The sequence below is a fragment of the Bradyrhizobium sp. CCGUVB23 genome (assembly GCF_024199885.1).
GTDB lineage: Bacteria > Pseudomonadota > Alphaproteobacteria > Rhizobiales > Xanthobacteraceae > Bradyrhizobium.
On record NZ_JANADQ010000001.1, the window covers coordinates 7,811,297 to 7,831,087 of the forward strand.

Consider the following 19,791-nt stretch of genomic DNA (forward strand, 5'->3'; position numbering starts at 1 on the left):
GGCAGGCGACGATAGAGCAATGTCAATGATGGAGTGCTGAGATATGAAAGCCCTGGTTGAGGGCCGCTATCGCGGTTGCGAGGGCGGAGCCGCAATGTTCGACGTCGGGCAGGGGGCCACCGTCGCGGTGCGCATCCTTGAGCGCGATCTCGGCCGGGTGACGCTTCGGCGTGCTGGCGGCTTTCGGTTTGATCGTGGCTGGTCGCTGGCACCTGGCGGCATCGAGCCGCCGTATGGCGGGCGCGACCGCGACGATCTGTCGGGCTTCATCAATCCCGCGGTGACGGTCTCAATGGGCGAGGGCACCGTCACCATTGCCGCTGAGGGGCTGACGGCCGAGGTCACGCTTCGCCCGTTCGGCGTTGCCTGGCGGCGAGACGGCGAGGTCGAGCCATTTCTGCGCGACCGGCCGACGCAGGCCTATTTCGTCTCCAACAAAACGCCGGCCATCGCGCACATGATGGCGCGTCATCCGGACGAGCGCCATTACGGCCTCGGCGACAAAGCCGGACCGCTCGATCGCACAGGACGGCGCTTTGCCATCGACGCCGTAGACCCTTGCGGGTTCGATGCCGAGCTGAGCGATCCCCTCTACAAGATGCTGCCGTTCGTCATCGTCGACGGGCCGCAAGGCGCTCACGGCATTTTCTACGACAATCTCGCCACCGGATCTGTCGATCTCGGCTGCACGATCGATAACTATCACGGCACGTTCCGGTCTTATCGCGCCGATGATGGCGACCTCGACTTCTACGTGCTCTCGGGGCCCGGTGTGCGCGAGGTCGTGCGTCGTTTCTCCTGGCTCACGGGGGGCCAGGCCTTTGCGCCGCGCTGGTCGCTCGGGTTCGGTGTCACGTCGATGGCGATCGCGGATGCGCCCGACGCCGACCGGCGGGTCATGGACTTCATCGCCGACTGCAGCCGCCACGCCATCCGTTGCGACAGCTTCCATTTCGGCTCCGGCTATACCTCGATCGGCGGGCGGCGCTACGTATTCAATTGGAATCACGACAAGTTTCCCGATCCATCGGCGACCATGGCGCGGCTGGTCGAAGCCGGCATGCAGCCGGTGACCAACATCAAGCCGTGTCTGCTCGACGATCATCCGCGGCTCACCGAGGCCATCGACGCCGGCATTCTGGTGAAGGACGGGGCGACGAAAGCCCCGGCCGTCGCGCAGTTTTGGGACGGCGTCGGCTTTCACGTCGACTTCACCAATCCCGACGGACGCCGGTGGTGGCGCGCGGGCATCGAGCATGCGCTGCTCGATCATGGCGTCGTTTCCATGTGGAACGACAACAATGAGTTCGAGATCTGGGATGAGGACGCGGTCTGTGCCGGCGATGGTCGCCCCTTCGCCCAGGTGCTGGCGCGTCCGGCACAGGCGTTGCTGATGACGAAGCTATCCTTCGAGGCACAGGCGGATCGATCCTCCTCGCGGCGGCCCTATGTCATCACCCGCGGCGGGCCGGCGGGACTTGCGCGCTATGGCCAGACCTGGTCGGGAGACAACGAGACCGCCTGGAAGACGCTGCGCTTCAATCTCACCCAGGGCCTCAACATGAGTCTGTCCGGGCTTTTCAACATCGGCCACGATGTCGGCGGCTTTCATGGCCCGAGGCCAAGCCCGGAGTTGCTGTGCCGCTTCGTCGAGTTCTGCGCATTCTGGCCGCGCATGATCATGAACTCGTGGAACGACGACGGTTCGGTCACTCTGCCCTGGATGCACGCATCCGTGCTGCCGCAGGTGCGAGCGGTGATCGGGATGCGGCACCGGCTGCTGCCCTACCTTTACACGCAGATGTGGCGCGCCAGCCGCGACCATGAGCCCGTGGTGCGCCCGCTGTTCTGGGATTTCCCTGATGATGCGGCGGTGAGGGAAGTCGAGGACGCCTTCATGGTCGGCCCCGATCTGCTCGTCGCGCCCGTGCTCGAGGAGGGCGCTTCCGATCGCCGCGTCCAGCTACCTGCCCATGAAGGTGGCTGGTACGACTGGCACGATGGCCGGCATTTCTCAGATGGTGAGACTGTGCAGGTCGCCGCGCCCCTTGGACGCCTGCCTGTGTTCGTCCGTGCTGGAGCCATGATTCCGGTCGTTGATATCGATTTGGCCGGCAATCCGGGCGAGCGGTCGCTCATGGTCTTCGGCTCACCGGCGTCGCATGCCACTGCCGATCTCTATGAGGACGACGGCGACATGGCGGCCTGGCGCACAGATGCTCTGCTTCTGTCCTTCCAATTGTGCCGGAAGGCTGCCGGCCTGGAATTGACGGCAAGGGCGCAAGGCGGCTTCCGCCCGGCATTCAACCGTTTGCATGTGAGGCCGGTCGGAGTGGCGGGGCCCCTGACCTTCGGCACGATCGAAGGACCTGTCACACTTGAGCTCGGGGCGACTGGATAGCGCGCAGCAGACGCGAAAGCTTACATGACGCGTCACGCATGGTCGCGTGACGGCATGCACCAATGCGGTTGCCGCCACCTGAGAGGGGGCTGCGCCAGGCCGCGTCGGCTTGCCCGCCGATGCCGGCCACAAAGGGAATGCGGAGTTCAGCAAGCTTTTCCCGTAAGAATACCGCCTGCTCTTGCAAGAAAAGCCCGAGATGGGCATGCAGTTCCTTGGGGCCACGTTGGAGAATGCCGAAGGGTTGATGCAGTCCTGGATGAAGCTTGTGTCGCCACGATTCATGGCGGGGCTTTGGTCCAGGCTTCGGAAACCAAATGAAACGATCACACAATCTTGGTCATCGTTGCCTGCATTTATGTTCGCCGACAAGGGTTGACCGAGCTGATCAAAAATCTAATCTTCGTTAAGTCGTATTCCCGACAATCGTGATTGCGCGTCTTGCCGGCGTCTCGTGCAGGCAAGTTCGCCTGCTCGCGATATGGACAAGGGACGCGTTGAGGGGACGGTCGGGCGAAAACCAAGGAGGGGTGCCTATGGGAGTTGGAGAGCAGGCCTTCGGAGGGGGACATGGACGGCGATTGGTGGCCGCAGGCATCTATGACGAACGCCAGCGCCAACCTTGCAGATGTGCGGCACGCTGCAGCGGCATTTCTTGACAATTTGTTGGTTGCGGCTCCTGGAGATCGCGACCGCTGGATTCACAACTGGATGACGGTTGGTGATCGCTATCGGGATTCGGCTGAGTTCGCCATCAGGAAAAAGTTGCAAACGTCATCCAGTGAATCCTGGTTTTGCGCCCTGACAGCTTTTGAGGTGGCAAGAGAGCTCGCTGATCCAGGGAGTTCATCGAGCATCGCGCTTGAGGACCGGATGGAGGCTAGTCTCAGGAGTTTCGAGGCCTGTGAGCCTCGTCGCGTGGAGCGGGTAGAGATTGAGCCTTTTGATCAAGTGCGGCTTGCCGGGTGCTTTCTGCCCCCCGCGTGTCGCGCACGGCCTGCGCCCGTGGTCATTTGCATTAGCGACGAAGAATCGTCCGTCGATACGAGCTTGAGCCGGCTTCTGCCTGCGGCTGAGGGGCGCAATTTGTCGATCTTGGTTGTTCGAGGAGACGATGCATCAAGGCATCGTCTGTTCGGGCCTGAAGCCTTCTTGGCGAGTTGGGTGAACTATTTGGAAAGTCGATCGGATGTCGATGCCGACCGAATTGCTGTCAGCGGTGAGAGAATGGCCGCCAGTCATGCGTCGCGCATCGCTGCAACCGACCGCAGGATAGTTGCGGCTGTTTGTGACGGCGGACTTTGGACAGCGGTCCGACATCGAGCGAACGTGGGCTGGATGACTGGAATCTGGGACCCGGCCACCGACCGCGCGCGGACGTCTAGTCTACAACTGGTGCAGCGAATGCGCTGTCCGGTCCTGATTGTAGCCGGTGGTCGGGCGATGGTCGACCAGCAGGATGCTCTTGAACTGCAAGCCGACTGCAAGCTTGCCGGAGTGGATTGCTCCATTGCAATATCTCGGGGCTCGGGGGAGCTTGAAAATTTCGTCACGAAGGACGATTTCGTTCTCGATTGGCTTGAGCGAAAACTCGGACCGCATCGGCAATTTGAACCGATAAATTACTTGTAGCAGGCTGCCAGCGGCAAGCAGATCAAGTCCAAAGATGTCCGCTCTGTGGCTCGTTCGAGTTTGGGGCCCTTACCTATGCGCCAGTCAACAAGCTGCTGAAGGTTCAGGAGATATCTATCGCCAGCAGGCGGGATGCCAGCCGCGCATTCTTCGCAATCGTCGCCAGCGCGGCGTTGATGTCTGCCAAGGTTTTCTCGTCGAACTCGTTGAACATTGTCGAGTTTAGAGCAAGTTTCCTCTTGGCGAGCTTCGCAATTTCCGCTTGTGCCTTGGCTGTAAGAGACATCAAGACATAACGCGCGTCGTCCGCACGAGTCACTCGCGACAACAATCCGCTCTTCTCGAGACTCTTCGTCTGATTGGTGACGAATGCCGGGTGAATCCGCAACTTGCCCGCAACATCGATTCCAGCCACGCCTTGCCCCTCATCCAACTCTTCAATGGCCATCAGAATCAGCCATTGCGGTTCTGTGATGCCGAGGAGCTCGGCCCAGCTCTTATGGATCTCCTCCAATTGGGAGTGGATCTCGACCACATTCCAAATGAAATCCTTGATTGCTCGGTCGAGGTTTTTCTCGATCATTTTTGAGTTCCGGCGAGGTTGAAGGCACCAGGGGCCTTTTAGCTACTTTACGGTTATCTCAAATGATTTTGCTCTCAGATATTCGTTATCCACCGAGGCAATATACTCAACTTTTGCAACCAAACGGCGGCAAGCATCGGCTCAAATATGGGCTTGCAAATATCAATTAATTAAAATAATCATCTCTAGTGTTTAGGAGCAGCTCAAACTCTTTCAACAAAGGGTTCTGAAACGCCACTCGCTAAACCTCCAAGGAAACCCTCGGGATGCCCCCCGAGGGTTTTTTGCTGTTATTCGACGCGAAATGTGACCAAAACCCCTCGAATTTGGTGGTGTTGCGCTCATGCAACAGGTCGTCGCGAACCATCGATTGATTAAAACAATCAATTGAGATGATTGTTTTGTTAAATTATATCGAACCTAGCGACGGAGGGGGGCACCTTGAAGTCGTTTCCGCAGCCGGAACCCGGGTGCGGACGAATGGGGAATTGAGGGCCGGAGGCCGCGATCGTCGATCGCGTCCAAGTCGCCCAACACCAACTTGGAGGTTAATCAAATGAAATTGACGAAGAGCCTTATGCTTGGCTCGGCGGCGGCTCTGATCGCCGTTGGCGGAGCACAGGCAGCCGATCTCCCCGTGAAGGCCAAGGCGGTCGAATACGTGAAGATCTGCTCGCTGTACGGCGCAGGCTTCTACTACATGCCGGGCACTGATACCTGCATCAAGTTCGGCGGCTACGTCCGTGCGGATACCTCGGTTGGCGCAGGCGACTATTCCTTCCAGCAAGGCGCGAACCAGGGTTCGAACAACCGTCTGACCAACTACTGGTACAGCCGCGCTCGTATGGACCTGACCGTCGATACCCGCACGGCGACCGAGTATGGCGTGGTTCGCACCTACGCCGATATGGTCTTCACCTGGACCAGCAACACCGTGAGCGGCAGCAACGGCTCGGCGCAGGGCGCCGCGGACGGTTCGGCCTCGCTCGGCCTCTACCACGCGTTCATCCAGTTCGCTGGCTTCACCTTCGGCCGCACGGTCTCGGTGTTCGACGCTCCGTGGCAGAGCTATCCGGCTGGCGGTCCCGACACCATTCCGGGCGGTTCCAACCACGTCACCGGCGTGAACCAGGTCGCTTACACGGCTGACTTCGGCCAGGGCATCACCGGCTCGATCGCGTTGCAGGACATCACCACGTCGGCAGGCGGCAATTCGAACCTCTGGAATCTGTCGGGTGCGACGGCTGCCAACATGGTTCAGGGCATCTATGGCACCAACGATTGGGGTGGAACGCGTTCTCCCGACATCGTTGGTGCGATCCGTGTCGACCAGGCCTGGGGTCTGGCCCAGATCTCGGTTGCCGCTCATGACATGCATCCCGCCTACTACGGCGCCACGGAACTCACCGGTCACCCGGCTGACAAGTGGGGCTGGGCGATCCAGGGTGCGTTGTCGATCAAGAACATCCCGACCGGACCTGGCGACAGCATCAACCTGCAGGCCGTCTACACGGATGGCGCGTCTCGCTACAACTTCCAGAGCCTGTTCCCGCAGACCTTCTTCATGTACAGCGGCAGCGGCATCGGCGCGTACCAGAGCGTCGGAATCGCCGGCATTGCTGATGGTGTCTTCACCACCGGCTCGTCGATCGAGTCTGTGAAGACCTGGGGCTTCCGCGGTGGTTATACCCACAACTGGACCCCGAACGTGGCGAGCGGCATCTACGGTGGCTACGGCTCCGTGCGGTACGGTGACGGTGGCAAGACCGCGATCTGCGCCAACGCTGTTACGTTGCTCGGCCTCGTCGGTACCTGCAACCCCGACTTCAACTTCGCTGTGATCGGTGTCAACACCGTGTGGACCCCGGTCAAGAACCTGGCCTTCACGGCGGACGTCAACTGGTCGCATCTGGACCAGAAGTACTCGGGCACCATCGCGAGCCCGGGCGTTGCTGCCGCTGCCAAGCCGGCAGGCGTGTATGAGCTGAAGGACCAAAGCTCGGTCAGCATGCTCCTCCGCGCTCAGCGCAACTTCTAAGATCGATCTTTCGACCGATCAGAGAACCCCGGCGGGCAACCGCCGGGGTTTTTCTTTGCGGACGTTGCGGCGTAGCGATGGCGTTTGCACACACAGGTCAAAGCCGTCCCGCTTCGTTGGCCGCGAGAGGACATCGACGAGCTCACTACGGGTGTTCAATGCTCTGATCGTGTCCTGCTCCCTGCCGGGCCAGGCATTGCGTGCCACGAGTGCATCCGAAAATCAGTCGCTACAGGTGTACGACTTCGCCGCTTCGAACGCTGGCGTCGGCGGCAAAGACGATGCTCAGCGAGTTGATCGCGGCCTCGTGATGCTCGGACAGATCGATCTCGCCGCGGATCGCCTTCAGAAACAGCTGCTGCTCGCGCTCGCAGAGCTCCTGATGACCGGGTTCGTCTTCGGTGGAGAGGAGTTCATCGGGCTTCGCGAAGTCGCGTTCCGAGTTCAGGGCCGCGTGATGGATGCGAATCGCGTTGGTGCGCGTATGGGTGTCATGGTCCGCCGAACGCGCAGTCGCGTCCGTGCTTTCCTTTGCAACGATCGACACGCTGCCGTTCGGCCCGATGATGTCCTTCACGAAATGAGCGGTCTCGCTCATCATCGGTCCCCAGCCAACCTCGTACCAGCCAACCGATCCGTCTTCGAACATGATATGAAGATGGCCGTAGTTGTACATGCCAGGCGCGATCTCGTCCGTGAGTCGCGCCCCGACTGCGTGCACCGCGACCGGCCGCGAGCGCGCCACCTGGCACATGATGTCGACATAATGCACGCCGCAATCGACGATCGGCGAGGTCGACAGCATGAGCTTCTTGTGAACCTCCCAGAACGAGCCGGCCGATTGCTGGTTGAGATTCATGCGCATCACGAGTGGCTTTCCGAGCGTCCGGCCGATCTCGACGAAGCGCGACCACGACGGATGGACGCGCAGGATATAGCCGATCAGGAGGGCCTTTGCGCTCGCGCGCGCCGCGTCGACGACGCGCTTTGCGTCTTCCAGCGTGTCGGCCAGCGGCTTTTCGCAGAACACGTGCGCGCCTGCCGCGAATGCCCTTAGCGCCATGGCGGCGTGATGCTCGGTGTAGGTGCAAATCGCGACGGCGTCAGGACGCAGCGTCGCGAGTGCCTCGTCGTATCGTTCGAAACGCGGCAGGCCGGGAAACTCGGCCTCGAGGTCTTGGCGATCGGCCGCGCGAGACGTGCAGAGGCCAGCGAGTTCGAAGCCTTCGATCGCCCGGTAGGCGCGGGCGTGGCTGGTTCCCATGGTGCCGAGGCCAACCACGAGAACGCGGAGGGGCTGCGCTGTCGACGAAGATGAAGAAGACATGGCTCAATCGCGTCCTTCAATCGAAACAACGCCCGCCAGATCTGCACTAGGCGCCGTTGGCAGTCGGTCGGCCCTCGATCCAGGTTTCGTGCACGCGCAAATCGTCGTCGAGATGCACGAGGCTCGCCAGATATCCGGGCGCGATGCGCCCGAGCTCGGTCTCGCGCCGCAGAAACGTCGCCGGGACGCGCGAGGCCATCGTGAGTGCATCGGCGAGATCGAGCCTCAGGACGTTGACGGCATAACGCACTGCCTCGTCCATGGTCAGCACCGAGCCGGCGAGCGTGTCATCGTCGAGCCGCAGGCAACCATCAACGTTTGTCACGCGGCGGCCCAGCAGATCGAATTGATCGGGACCACCGGCCGCCGGCGGCATCGCGTCGGTAATGAGCATGAAACGATCGCGACGCTTGGCGGCAAGCGCGATGCGCAGGTTCGCCTCATGCACGTGATGGCCGTCGGCGATGATGCCGACGAACGGCTCGTCAAGATCGAGCGCGGCACCGACCATGCCCGCCTCGCGAACGGCCGGCGCACTCATCGCATTGAACAGATGGGTGAACGCGCGCGCGCCGGCTTCGACCGCGGCGCGCGCCTCTTTGTAGGTCGCATCGGAGTGGCCGAGCGAGACGAGCACGCCATGACGGGCAAGTTCGGCGATGCTATCCACCCCGACCCGATTGGGCGCGAGCGTCAGCATGACCGAGCCGCAATTCGCTCCGACGATCGTCGCGACGTCGTCGGGCCCGAGGTTGCGGATGTACCTCAGCTCATGCGCGCCCTTGCGGCGCGGATCCAGGAACGGCCCTTCCAGATGGATGCCGAGCGACGCCGGCGTCAGACGCCACGCCTCGCACGCGGCGGCAATGGCGGTGGTCGTCACTTGCGGCGCGTCGGTTATCAGCGTCGGCAGCAGCCCGACGGTCCCGTGGTTGCGATGCGCGTCGGCGATACGGGCGATGCCCTCGGGCGTTGGATCCTCGTTGAAAAGAACGCCCCCACCGCCATTGACCTGCACATCGATATAGCCGGGCGCGAGCAGGCCGCCGCCGAGATCGTGCGCGGCGCCGTGAGGTCTCTCGGAGTGAGGGACGATTGCCGCGATGCGCCCGCCTTCGACGACGACAGCGTGGTCGTCGAGAAAACGCTCGCCATCAAAAATTCGCGCGCCGGATAGTATGGTCATCAAACAGTCTCCGTCACCTTGCGCAGGTTGCGCGGGCGGTCGGGATCACGCCCGAGCCGGAGCGCAAGCGCCTCGGCAAGGCGGTAGAAGCGGTGGATCATGACGATGGGCTCCAGCAGCGTCGCCTCGACTTTTGCCGTCGCGAGACGATCGGCCTCGTCAGCGCCGCCCGCCTCGATCGTGATCACCGTCGCGCCGGCATTGGTCAGGGCCGTGAGTGTCGGCAGCATGCCTTCGCGCGCCGCGTCGGACGGCAGGAAGGCAATGACGGGAAAGCCCGAGGCCACAAGTTCGGCCGGGCCGTGCAGTACCTCCGCCGCGGAGTAGGCCTCGGCGTGAATCGCGCAGGTCTCCTTGAGCTTCAGCGCCGCCTCCGCGGCGATCGCAAGCGTCGCGCCACGGCCGAGCACGAAGCCGCTGCGGGCATTTGCGAGTCTCTCCAGCATCGTCGCGGGCGGCGGCGCCGCTTGCCCGCGCAGGACGTCCGGCAGGCCGGTGAGGGCGTCTGCGAGCTGCCGATCCTCGCGCCAGGCCGCGACGAGGCTCGCGCCCGCGACGAGACCTGCAACCATCGATTTGGTCGCAGCGACGGAACGTTCCGTGCCGGCACACAGCGGCAGAAGCACTTCGGCCTCTCGCGCGAGCGGTGAGGTCACGTCGTTGACCAGTGCGACCGCCAGTGCACCGCCACGCCGAGTGGCGCGCTGCATTTCGACGATGTCCGGGCTGCGTCCCGATTGCGAGATCGCGACGGAAACGCCGCCTTCGAGCCGCATCGGCGTACGATAAAGCGTCGCGATGGAGGGGCCGATAGAGGCACAAGGCACCCCCGAAACAATCTCGACGAGGTATTTCAGATAGAGCGCGCAGCAATCCGATGAGCCGCGGGCGATGGTTGCGACGAGTGGCGGATCGAGGGCGCGCAGGCGCGCCCCAAGTTCAGCGAGCCGCTCCGCATTCTGGCCAAGCTGGCGCGCGACCGCTTCGCCTGCCTCGCCGATCTCCTGAAGCATGTGGGTCGTCATCGGTGCGCCTTTCGGGTCGGTGGCGACAGCGTGAGTTCGGAGACGAAATCATAGGCGTCGGCGCGGTACCAGGATTTCGTGAACTCGACGCAGGATCCGTCGGCAAGGTAGGCGATGCGCTGGATATAGAGCGCCGGGCTGTCCGCTGCGACGCCAAGCAGTTCCGCATCCACATGATCGACGAGGGTCGCACGCAAGCGCTGCAGGCCCCGGGTGGGCCTGAAGCCTCGCGCGGAGAGCGCCTCGTAGAGCGAGCCGCCGACCGAATCCTGTTCAGGCAGATAGCGTATCGGCACGGCGGCGCGTTCGATCGCCATGGGCGAACCGTCGGCCAGGCGCAGGCGGCCGAGCCGGAACACGCGTTCGTTCGGCCGTACGCCAAGCATCATGGCCTCTTCCGGCGTCGGCAGGAACACGCCGCGCTCAAGCTCGCGCGAACTCGCCTCCAATCCGCGCAGCCGCATGTCTTCCGTGAAACTCGTCAGGCGCGACGAGGGCTGTTCGACGCGCGGTGTTGCGCGATGGATGAAGGTCCCGGCGCCATGGCGATGAAACAGCACGCCTTCGGCGATCAGATCGGCAATCGCCTTGCGCAGCGTGGTGCGCGATACGTCGAGCAGTTCGCACAATACGCGCTCGGCCGGAAGCAATTGCGTCTCCGCGAAGCGTCCGGTCTCAATCTCGCGCCGAAGCGCGTCGACCACGGCACGATAGAGCTTCTGACCCGGTGCGGTTTCGACCGTCATGGACATGCTGCGTCCTCCGCGAGCGTTCCGCCGGCGAGCAGGATTGCGCCGTCGACCGCATCGCGCCGCGGCGGGGCGAGGCGCTTGGCCACGTCAGGCGGCAGGAAGGGACGCAAGGGCTCACCGAAGCCGCCAGCGAGCGCTATGCGCTCGGCGCCAAGCGCATTCAGCGCGTTCGCAAGCGCGGCGATCGCGCTGGCTGCTTCGCCGACAATTTCGCGCGCGCGCATATCTCCGGACCTGGCGACGTCCAGGATCTGGGGTGCGAAGGCGCCGTAGTCTCTGGGCCTCGCGTCCGCTGCCCAGCGGCTCATCCGCAATGGATCGTAATCGAAATGGCGCCCGAGCGCCTGCGAGAGTCCGCTCATCGGCTCGAGGCCATCGATCGCACGCAGCGTCGCGCGCAACGCCGACTCGCCGAGGCGTGCGGCAGATCCGTCGTCGCCGAGCCAGAAACCGCGCCCGCCGATGATGGTCGTTCGAGCTCCCACGCGAGCGATGCCTGCCGAGCCCGTGCCCGCGATGATCAGGCCGCCGTCGCCGAGGCCATTGGCACCGACGCAGGCGGCGACAGCATCATTGACTGCGACGATGCGCGCAAAGCCGGGCAGGGCAGCGGAGACACGCTCCGCTTCCTTGTCGTCCGAAAGCCCCGCAAGGCTAAGGCCGACTGCGATTTCCTGCCTTGGCGCGCCGTCGGCGATCGCGGACTCGATCGTTTCACGAACGACCCGCATGGCCTCGTCGAAATCGAGATAGATGTTCGAAGCCGGCCCGAGGCCGCGCCCGAGCTCGCGGCCAGACGAATCCCGCAGTCTCGCGCGGCAACGCGTCGCGCCGCCGTCCACACCGAGGAAGAACTGGGCCGTCGCCAAGGAGCCTCCTAAAAAATTTCTTAACGCCTCTAGACAAGTGGTATGTCATATGGCTAAAACAAATACAAGAGGTATCTACCATTGGTATTCACGATGTCGGTACTGCCGAACTTGGAGACGGACGGGGAGAGGTGGCGCGGCACGGACGGTGTCGTGATTGTCAATGAGGCGATGTTTGCGGAGGCGATGCTCGCATCGTATCGCCGAGCGATTGCTTCAGTCGCAGCTGCCTCCGCCGACATCCGCGCCGCCGCGCTTCGCCTTGCTGCGATCTGGCGAGCAGGCGGGCGCCTGGTCTACGCGGGCGCAGGCTCCTCCGGTCTTGCAGCGGCCGAAGATGCAGCCGAGCTTCCTGGCACGTTCGGCCTCGATGAAAGCCGCATCGCAATTGTCCTGCCCGGCGGGACAACCGAGCCGTTCCGCATCGATGGGGCCGCGGAGGACGATGCCGCAGCCGGCGAGCGGGCTATGACCGGGCTCGGTGACCTCTCTCGTGATGCCGTGATCGTCGTATCGGCGAGCGGCTCGACGCCGTTCACGGTCGCGGCCGCCGCAGAGGCGCGCCGTCGCGGCGCTTTCGTGATTGGCATTGCGCATCGTCAAGGTTCGCCCTTGCTCGTCGGTGCCGACGCGTCGATCCTGCTCGAGAGCGGGGAGGAGGCGCTGCGCGGCTCGACCCGGCTCGCGGCCGGAGCTGCGCAAAAGGCCGCGCTCGGCATGCTCTCATCATTGATGGGATTCGAGCTTGGTCACATCCATCAGGGCCTGATGGTCAATCTGAAGGCCGATAATGCGAAATTGCGCGAGCGGGCGCGCGGGATCGTCGCAACAATCGCCGGCGTCAGCGATGCCAAAGCGGAAGCGGCGCTGCGCGAGGCCGGCGGTGAGGTCAAGCCGGCAATCCTGGTTGCCTGCGGTATCGTCAGCATGAGCGAAGCGGTCACGTGGCTGGCTGCTGCGGAAGGCCGGATAGACGACGCGTTGCGCCGCGCAAGCGTCAACGGGATCACGGGCGAAGGCCCGAACAAGGGAGCGTAGCATGAGACGGACATTCAAGGCTGCAATGGGAGCTGAGGTTGCCGCGTTGGCGTTGCTTGCGGGGCTTGCGTCGGCCCAGGCAGGCTCGTTGAAGATCGAGAGCTGGCGCAATGACGACGCCGACATCTGGAATTCGAAGATCATTCCCGCCTTCAACAAGCATTATCCCGACATCAAGGTCGAATTCGCGCCCTCGGCGCCCAAGGAATACAACGCCGCCCTCAACGCGCGGCTCGATGGTGGTACTGCCGGCGACCTCATTACGTGCCGTCCGTTCGATGCCTCGCTCGCGCTTTATCAGAAGCATCAGCTCGACGCGGTGGACGGCCTCAAGGGCATGGACAATTTCTCTGATGTCGCAAAGGCCGCATGGCAAACCGACGACGGCAAAACCACCTTCTGCGTCCCAATCGCTTCCGTCATCGCCGGGTTCATCTACAACAAGGAAGCTTTCGCCAAGGTCGGCGTGTCCGAGCCGAAGACGCTCGAGGAATTCCACGCCGTACTTGAGAAATTCAAGAAGGACGGGACCTACGTCCCGTTGGTGATGGGCACGGCTGACCAGTGGGAGGCCGCGACCATGGGCTTCCAGAACATCGGCCCCGACTATTGGAAAGGCGAGACCGGTCGCGCCAATCTGATTGCCGGCAAAGAGAAGCTCACCGACCCGCAATACGTCGCAGCGTTCAAGGAAATCGCCAGCTGGGCGCCGTATCTCGGATCGGGTTTCCAGGCGCAGACCTACGCAGACAGTCAGAACCTGTTCTCGCTCGGCAAGGGCGCGATCTATGCGGCTGGCTCGTGGGATATCTCGACGTTCCGCGGCCAGGCGAAATTTGCCATGGGTGCGTTCCCGCCGCCGCAGCCGGCTGGCACGGCGGATTGCTATATCTCCGATCACACCGACATCGCGATGGGCGTCAACGCTGCGTCGAAGAACAAGGAAGATGCCAAGAAGTTTCTGGAATGGCTGACGACGCCGGAATTCGCGACGATCTACGCCAACTCCCTTCCCGGCTTCTTCTCCCTCGCCAAGACGCCAGTGAAGGTCGAGGACGACGTCGCGGCGACGATGGTCGGATGGCGCCAGAACTGCAAGTCGACGATCCGCAACTCGTACCAGATCCTGTCGCGCGGTACGCCGAATCTCGAAAACGAGCTTTGGAACGTGTCGGCGCAGGTCGTCAACGGCAAGCTGACGCCTGATGCCGCCGGCAAGCAACTGCAGGACGGCCTCGACAAGTGGTACAAGCCCGCTAAATGACGCCAGTCCCTCTCCCCGCTCTCGCGGGGAGAGGGACTTCCTTGTTTTATTCGATAGTTGCTGCACACTCCGCTAACCCATGGCGCGAGCCTCAAGCGCGGAGAGGGACGATAACTCACTTTAGGTTTGATCTCTTTCCGTCATGCCCGAATCGGTCTCGAACATCACCGCCCAGATGCCTCGCGCAAAACTCGCGGGCCTTCTGCTGTTCTTTCTCGGACCGGCGGTCGCGATCTACACCCTGTTCTCGATCTATCCGCTCGTCGCGACGATGGCGCTCTCGACCTACACGAGCGATCCATCGGGAGCGCGGTATTTCGTCGGGCTCGCCAACTTCGAAACGCTGCTCGGCGACGCGCTGTGGTCGAAGCCGTTCTGGAATGCCTTCGGCAACAATCTGATCTTCTTTGCCGTGCACATGTGCGTGCAGAATCCGATCGGTATTGCGCTCGCAGGATTGCTGAGCCTGCCGGGCTTGAGGCTCAAGGGCTTTTACCGCACCGTCATGTTTCTGCCGACGATGCTTTCGGTTGTCATCGTCGGATTCTCCTGGAATCTGATCCTTTCCCCGCTCTGGGGCGTTGCTTCCGGCGCCTTGAAGGCCGTCGGGTTGGGCTCACTGTTCGCTCCCTGGCTGGGTCTCGAATCGAGCGCGCTCGTAACCCTGTCCCTCATTTCCGTTTGGCAATTCGTCGGCATCCCGATGATGCTGATCTATGCCGCGCTGCTCAACATCCCCGAAGAACTCATCGACGCGGCGCGCGTCGACGGGCTCGGGCATTTCCGCATCTTCTTCCACATCAAGCTTCCGCTCGTCCTGCCGACGATTAGCCTGGTCTCGGTCCTGACCTTCGTCGCCAACTTCAACGCTTTCGATCTGATCTATTCGGTCAAGGGCGCGCTTGCGGGGCCGAATTTCGCGACCGACATTCTCGGCACGTTTTTCTACCGCACCTTCTTCGGCAATCAGCTCCAACTCGGAAATCCGACGATGGGCTCTGCGGTCGCGACCGTGATGTTCTTCATCATCCTCCTCGGCCTCTGTCTCTATCTCTTCCTCGTGCAGCGGCGCGTCCGCCGTTACGCTTTCTGAGGGGCGGGCATGACGGCGGAGCAGCGCGCGAAAAGCCTCAGTGTCCATCTCGTCCTGATCGCCTACAGCGTGCTGGCGGTAGGTCCGATCCTGCTCGTCGTGATGAATTCGTTCAAGGTGCGCAGCGCCATCTTCGGCAGCCCGCTCGCGCTGCCGGATGCCACAACCTTCAGCCTCGTCGGCTATGAGAAGGTTTTTCGCTCCTCCCATATCCTGACCTACTATTCGAATTCGCTGATCGTGACCCTCGTCAGCATGGCGCTCGTGCTGCTGTTTGGCGCGATGGCGGCCTGGGCGCTGACCGAATACCGCTTTCGTGGTTCGACGGCGCTCGCACTGTTTCTGTCGATCGGCATCATGGTGCCGATCCGGCTTGGCTCCGTCGCGATCCTCAACATGATGCGCTCGGCTGGCCTCAACGACACGCTGACGGCCCTGGTTCTCGTCTACGTCGCGCAAGGCCTGCCGATGTCGATCTTCATATTGAGCGAGTTCATCCAGCAGATCCCCAAAGACCTGCGCGATGCCGCGCGCTGCGACGGTGTGCCGGAAACCCGCATCTTCTTCGAGGTGGTCGCGCCGCTGCTGCGCCCGGCGATCGCGACCGTCGCTGTCTTCACCATCGTGCCGATCTGGAACGATCTCTGGTTTCCATTGATCCTGACGTCGAGCGATTCGACGCATACGGTCACGCTCGGCGTGCAGCAGTTTCTTGGCCAGTACATCACCGACTGGAATTCCGTGCTCGCCGCGCTGTCGATGGCGATCCTGCCGGTCGTCTTGATCTACGTGATCCTCTCGCGCCAACTCATCGCAGGCCTCACCTCCGGCGCAGTCAAATAGGTTGTCAGAATGGCCAATCTGCGCATCGAGCACCTCAACAAGCGTTATGGCGCGACGACCGTGCTCAACGACGTCAACCTGGACATCGAGGACGGCGAATTCGTCGTTCTCGTCGGGCCGTCAGGGTGCGGCAAGTCGACGCTTCTGCGGATGATTGCCGGGCTCGACGGTGCGTCGGGTGGCGACATTCAAATCGCCGGCAAGCTTGTCAACACGCTCGCGCCCGCCGAGCGCGGCATCGCGATGGTGTTCCAGTCCTACGCGCTCTATCCGCATATGAACGTGCGCAAGAACATGACGTTCGGGTTGAAATTCACGGGGGTGCCGCCGGCCGAGCGCGACCGGCGCGTCGCGGAGGCTGCCCGCATGCTGCGGCTCGACGAATTGCTCGAGCGCTATCCGCGCGATCTCTCCGGCGGTCAGCGTCAGCGCGTTGCGATTGGTCGTGCGATCGTGCGCGAGCCTGCCGTTTTCCTGTTTGACGAGCCGCTCTCCAATCTCGATGCGGCCTTGCGCGTCTCGACACGCGTCGAGATCGCGAATCTGCATCGAATGCTGAAGTCGACGATCGTCTATGTCACGCACGACCAGGTCGAGGCGATGACACTGGCCGACCGGATCGTCGTGATGAACAAGGGCTGCATTGAGCAGGTCGGCAGGCCGCTCGATCTCTACTACGCGCCGGCCAATCTGTTCGTTGCCGGCTTCATCGGCTCGCCTGCGATGAATTTTTTCGAAGCGAAGGTTGGCAGCGTCGAGGGCGGATGCGCACGCATCTCGGGACCCGGCTTTCGCAGCTTCGATCTACCGGCGACATCATTGAAGGTCGGCGACTCGCTGACGGTCGGTGTCCGTCCGGAGCATCTCGGCCGAGGGGAAGACGGTCCCTTCGCCGTGGAAGGCGTCGTCGAACTGGTCGAACGGCTCGGCGAAGCTTCCTTTGCCTATGTGCGCCGTGCCGACGACAGGCTGTTCGTTGCCGAGGTGCGCGGCAGGCAGACCCCGATACCCGGCGAGCGGGCTACGCTCATCGCCGCAGCTCGGGACGTGCACGTTTTCGATGCCGTGGGCCTGCGGGTCACGACGCAGAATGATGCCTAGCTCATGACGAGCCTCGTACGCTATCTCACCCATCCCCAGGTGGACATTGATCCGGCGATCCCGGTCCCGTCCTGGCGCCTGAGTGAGATCGGGAGGGCTCGCACCCACGCAGTCGCGGGCACGCGGCAGCTCTCGCGCACCACGCAGATCATCTCCAGTGGCGAGCGGAAGGCGATCGAGACGGCCGAGATCATCGCCGCGAAGCTGAGCCTCGAGGTAGAGGTGCGGGAAGCGATGCATGAGAATGATCGATCCGCAACCGGATTCCTGATGCCTGACGAATTTCAGGGGGTGGCCGATCAGTTTTTTGCGCAGCCCCAAATCAGCGTTCGGGGCTGGGAGCGCGCGGTTGATGCCCAGTTGCGCATCGTACGCGAGGTCGAACACGTCTTGGCTCGGGAAAAACCGGGCGATGTGCTCTTTGTCGGGCACGGTGGTGTCGGCACTCTGCTGTATTGCCATTATTCGGGCTTTGCGATTGATCGAACGCATGACCAGCCCGGCGGCGGCGGCGGTTACTATTTTGCGTTCAGCAGAGAGGCTCGCCGTGTGCGACATTCCTGGCGTCGCCTCGAAGACCTCTGATCTCGCCGTGGGGCGGATCTCGATCGCAAGTGGCCGTTTTTGGACGCCCCGAAGCGCCCCTTGTACGACAATATCAAGCGTCTCCCGGTGAACTTGGACGGGATCACGGAAGGTTCGATTATCCACGCGGGATCGTGACGATTGGACAGCGGTGTGGCATCCTTTGACGTCACGCGGTGACCGGGAAGGCTGCCAGACAGAAGCGGCCCGGAGCAGGAAACGAACAACGCACTATATTTCGTTCGAGTGAGGGTGATATGAACCGGCCGTTCAACATGCCTGACGAGTTCGTTGATGCCTTCGTGAAGGCGGGCGCGAGCTTCTGGCGGTCTCTTGCGTCCACGTCGGCCACCGGCGGCCATACGGAGGCCGGTTCGGTGATGGATTCGACGGGACGTCTTGTCGAACTCCAGGCGGACCATCTGAGGCGCCTCTATGCGCTCGCGGAACATGCGCTCAAGACGAGCGCGGGCGCGCAGGCTGAACCAGCGGTCGAGCCTGCGCGCGGGGACCGGAGGTTCAATGGTACGGAATGGCGCGACAATTCACACTATAGCCTGCTGAAGCAATGCTATCTGCTGAACGCGCGCTATTGCGTCGACTTCGTGGAAGCTCTCGATCTGGAGGAGAAGGAGAAGCATCGCCTGCGCTTCTTCACGCGCCAGCTCGTCGAGGCAATGAGCCCGACCAATTTTGTCGCCACCAATCCCGACGCCATCAAGATCGCGACAGAAACGGAAGGTCAGAGCCTGAAGGCCGGCCTGGACAATCTGGTGGCCGATCTCGGCAAGGGAAACCTCACGATCACGGACGAAGGCGCATTCGAAGTCGGAAAGGACGTCGCGACATCCAGGGGCGCGGTCGTGTTCGAGAATGAGCTCTTTCAGCTGATCCAGTATGAACCGACAACCCAGCAGGTGGCTGCCCGGCCGTTGCTGATCGTCCCGCCCTGCATCAACAAGTTCTATATCCTCGATCTTCAGCCGGCGAACTCGTTCGTTCGCTTTGCGATCGAGCGCGGCCAGACCGTCTTCATGGTCTCCTGGCGCAATCCCGATGCGTCATGCGGGCATCTTGGGTGGGACGACTATATCGAGCACGGCGCAATACGCGCGATCGAAGTCGCCCGATCGATTTCGGGCGTCGACAAGATCAACGTTGTCGGCTGGTGCGTCGGGGGCACTATCCTGTCCTCAGCGCTCGCGCTCCTGCGCAGCCGAGGCGACGAATCGGTCGCGAGCGTGACGTTGCTGACGACGATGCTCGACTTTCGTGAGCCCGGCGACCTTGGCGTATTCGTGGACGAGCAGAGTGTGTGTCTGCGCGAGCAGACGATCGGGAGGGGCGGTATCTATCGGGGCGCCGAGCTCGGGTTCGTGTTCCAGACGCTGCGTTCGAAGGAGCTCATCTGGCCGAATGTGGTCAATCACTATCTCAAGGGAAAGCCGCCCGAACGCTTCGATCTCCTGTTCTGGAATGCGGACGTCACCAATCTGCCCGGCCCGATGTACTGCTGGTACATCAGGAACATGTACCTGGAGAACAACCTCCGGGAGCCGAACAGGCTGACGATGTGCGACACGCCCATCGATCTGGGCCGGGTCGATCTGCCTGCCTACGTCCTCGCGACGATGGAAGATCACATCGTGCCATGGCGATCCGCATATCGAACCACAGGCCTGTTCAGCGGCGACATTCGTTTTGTCCTTGGCGCGAGCGGGCATATTGCCGGGGTGATCAATCCCGCATCGAAGAACAAGCGAAGCTATTGGGTGTCAGCCAGTCGGGATGAAGATCCAGCAGCGTGGCTCGCCGGTGCGGAGGAGAAGCCCGGCAGCTGGTGGAATGACTGGATCGCCTGGCTGGAGCCATGGACGGAAGACAAGCTGGCAGCGCGCACGCAACTCGGCAGCAACCTCTATCCTCCGGGTGAAGCTGCGCCGGGACGGTACGTGAAAGAGAAAGCACGCTGACGGAACAATCACTTGGAAGGCAGCTTCCGGCGCAAAGCGGACGTGAAACGTGCCGCGCGTCCACGCGCTTGGCTTCGTATC

16 protein-coding genes are annotated in these 19,791 nt (G+C 62.4%); 10 read left to right on the forward strand and 6 right to left on the reverse strand.

Annotated features, from left to right (window positions below):
* The first annotated feature begins 43 nt into the window (after positions 1-43).
* Positions 44-2,401 carry a TIM-barrel domain-containing protein gene (locus NLN62_RS36375; RefSeq protein WP_254111984.1) on the forward strand — a complete coding sequence of 786 codons (2,358 nt, stop codon included), beginning with the start codon at positions 44-46 and terminating at the stop codon, positions 2,399-2,401.
* A 570-nt stretch (positions 2,402-2,971) separates the two neighbouring features.
* Positions 2,972-4,033 carry a S9 family peptidase gene (locus tag NLN62_RS36380; protein WP_254111985.1) on the forward strand — a complete coding sequence of 354 codons (1,062 nt, stop codon included), beginning with the start codon at positions 2,972-2,974 and terminating at the stop codon, positions 4,031-4,033.
* Between the two features lie 103 nt (positions 4,034-4,136).
* On the opposite strand, the gene NLN62_RS36385 is transcribed toward NLN62_RS36380, so the two are convergent.
* Positions 4,137-4,616: a MarR family winged helix-turn-helix transcriptional regulator gene (locus NLN62_RS36385; RefSeq protein WP_027524144.1), complete on the reverse strand. Its 480-nt coding sequence runs from the start codon at positions 4,614-4,616 to the stop codon at positions 4,137-4,139.
* Positions 4,617-5,172: 556 nt separating this feature from the next.
* On the opposite strand from NLN62_RS36385, the gene NLN62_RS36390 reads away from it, so the two are divergent.
* Positions 5,173-6,654 carry a porin gene (locus tag NLN62_RS36390; RefSeq protein ID WP_027524145.1) on the forward strand — a complete coding sequence of 494 codons (1,482 nt, stop codon included), beginning with the start codon at positions 5,173-5,175 and terminating at the stop codon, positions 6,652-6,654.
* Between the two features lie 229 nt (positions 6,655-6,883).
* Here NLN62_RS36390 and NLN62_RS36395 read toward each other — a convergent pair whose 3' ends face one another.
* From NLN62_RS36395 to NLN62_RS36415, 5 genes are read right to left on the reverse strand one after another with little or no spacing between them, the layout of a single operon-like run.
* Positions 6,884-7,981: a Gfo/Idh/MocA family protein gene (locus NLN62_RS36395; protein WP_254111986.1), complete on the reverse strand. Its 1,098-nt coding sequence runs from the start codon at positions 7,979-7,981 to the stop codon at positions 6,884-6,886.
* 46 nt (positions 7,982-8,027) lie between these two features.
* Entirely contained in the window at positions 8,028-9,167 is a 1,140-nt protein-coding gene (gene nagA, locus NLN62_RS36400) for an N-acetylglucosamine-6-phosphate deacetylase (RefSeq protein WP_254111987.1), read from the reverse strand.
* Positions 9,167-10,192 (reverse strand): SIS domain-containing protein, encoded by a 1,026-nt coding sequence (locus NLN62_RS36405; protein WP_254111988.1) that lies wholly within the window; start codon positions 10,190-10,192, stop codon positions 9,167-9,169. The genes nagA and NLN62_RS36405 overlap by 1 nt, the downstream gene beginning before the upstream one ends.
* The gene (locus NLN62_RS36410; RefSeq protein ID WP_254111989.1) at positions 10,189-10,944 is read right to left on the reverse strand and encodes a GntR family transcriptional regulator; all 756 of its coding nucleotides are present in this window, start codon (positions 10,942-10,944) and stop codon (positions 10,189-10,191) included. The genes NLN62_RS36405 and NLN62_RS36410 overlap by 4 nt, the downstream gene beginning before the upstream one ends.
* On the reverse strand, positions 10,935-11,813 hold the full coding sequence (locus NLN62_RS36415; RefSeq protein WP_254111990.1) for a BadF/BadG/BcrA/BcrD ATPase family protein: 879 nt from the start codon (positions 11,811-11,813) through the stop codon (positions 10,935-10,937). Before NLN62_RS36415 ends, NLN62_RS36410 begins: the two co-directional genes overlap by 10 nt.
* A 153-nt stretch (positions 11,814-11,966) precedes the next feature.
* Between NLN62_RS36415 and NLN62_RS36420 the strand changes: the two genes are divergently transcribed.
* From NLN62_RS36420 to phaC, 7 genes are all read left to right on the forward strand, one after another.
* Positions 11,967-12,851 carry an N-acetylmuramic acid 6-phosphate etherase gene (locus NLN62_RS36420; RefSeq protein ID WP_254111991.1) on the forward strand — a complete coding sequence of 295 codons (885 nt, stop codon included), beginning with the start codon at positions 11,967-11,969 and terminating at the stop codon, positions 12,849-12,851.
* Position 12,852: 1 nt separating this feature from the next.
* Positions 12,853-14,115 carry an ABC transporter substrate-binding protein gene (locus NLN62_RS36425; protein ID WP_254111992.1) on the forward strand — a complete coding sequence of 421 codons (1,263 nt, stop codon included), beginning with the start codon at positions 12,853-12,855 and terminating at the stop codon, positions 14,113-14,115.
* Between the two features lie 175 nt (positions 14,116-14,290).
* On the forward strand, positions 14,291-15,208 hold the full coding sequence (locus NLN62_RS36430) for a carbohydrate ABC transporter permease (protein ID WP_027524152.1): 918 nt from the start codon (positions 14,291-14,293) through the stop codon (positions 15,206-15,208).
* 9 nt (positions 15,209-15,217) lie between these two features.
* The gene (locus NLN62_RS36435) at positions 15,218-16,051 is read left to right on the forward strand and encodes a carbohydrate ABC transporter permease (protein ID WP_027524153.1); all 834 of its coding nucleotides are present in this window, start codon (positions 15,218-15,220) and stop codon (positions 16,049-16,051) included.
* A gap of 9 nt (positions 16,052-16,060) precedes the next feature.
* A complete protein-coding gene (locus NLN62_RS36440) occupies positions 16,061-17,152 on the forward strand; it encodes an ABC transporter ATP-binding protein (RefSeq protein WP_254111993.1) in 1,092 nt (363 codons plus the stop codon).
* Between the two features lie 3 nt (positions 17,153-17,155).
* Positions 17,156-17,737, forward strand: a complete 582-nt coding sequence (locus NLN62_RS36445) for a histidine phosphatase family protein (protein WP_254111994.1) — start codon at positions 17,156-17,158, stop codon at positions 17,735-17,737.
* 257 nt (positions 17,738-17,994) lie between these two features.
* Complete coding sequence (gene phaC / locus NLN62_RS36450; protein ID WP_027524156.1) at positions 17,995-19,710, forward strand: class I poly(R)-hydroxyalkanoic acid synthase; 1,716 nt, start codon at positions 17,995-17,997, stop codon at positions 19,708-19,710.
* Positions 19,711-19,791 lie beyond the last annotated feature (81 nt).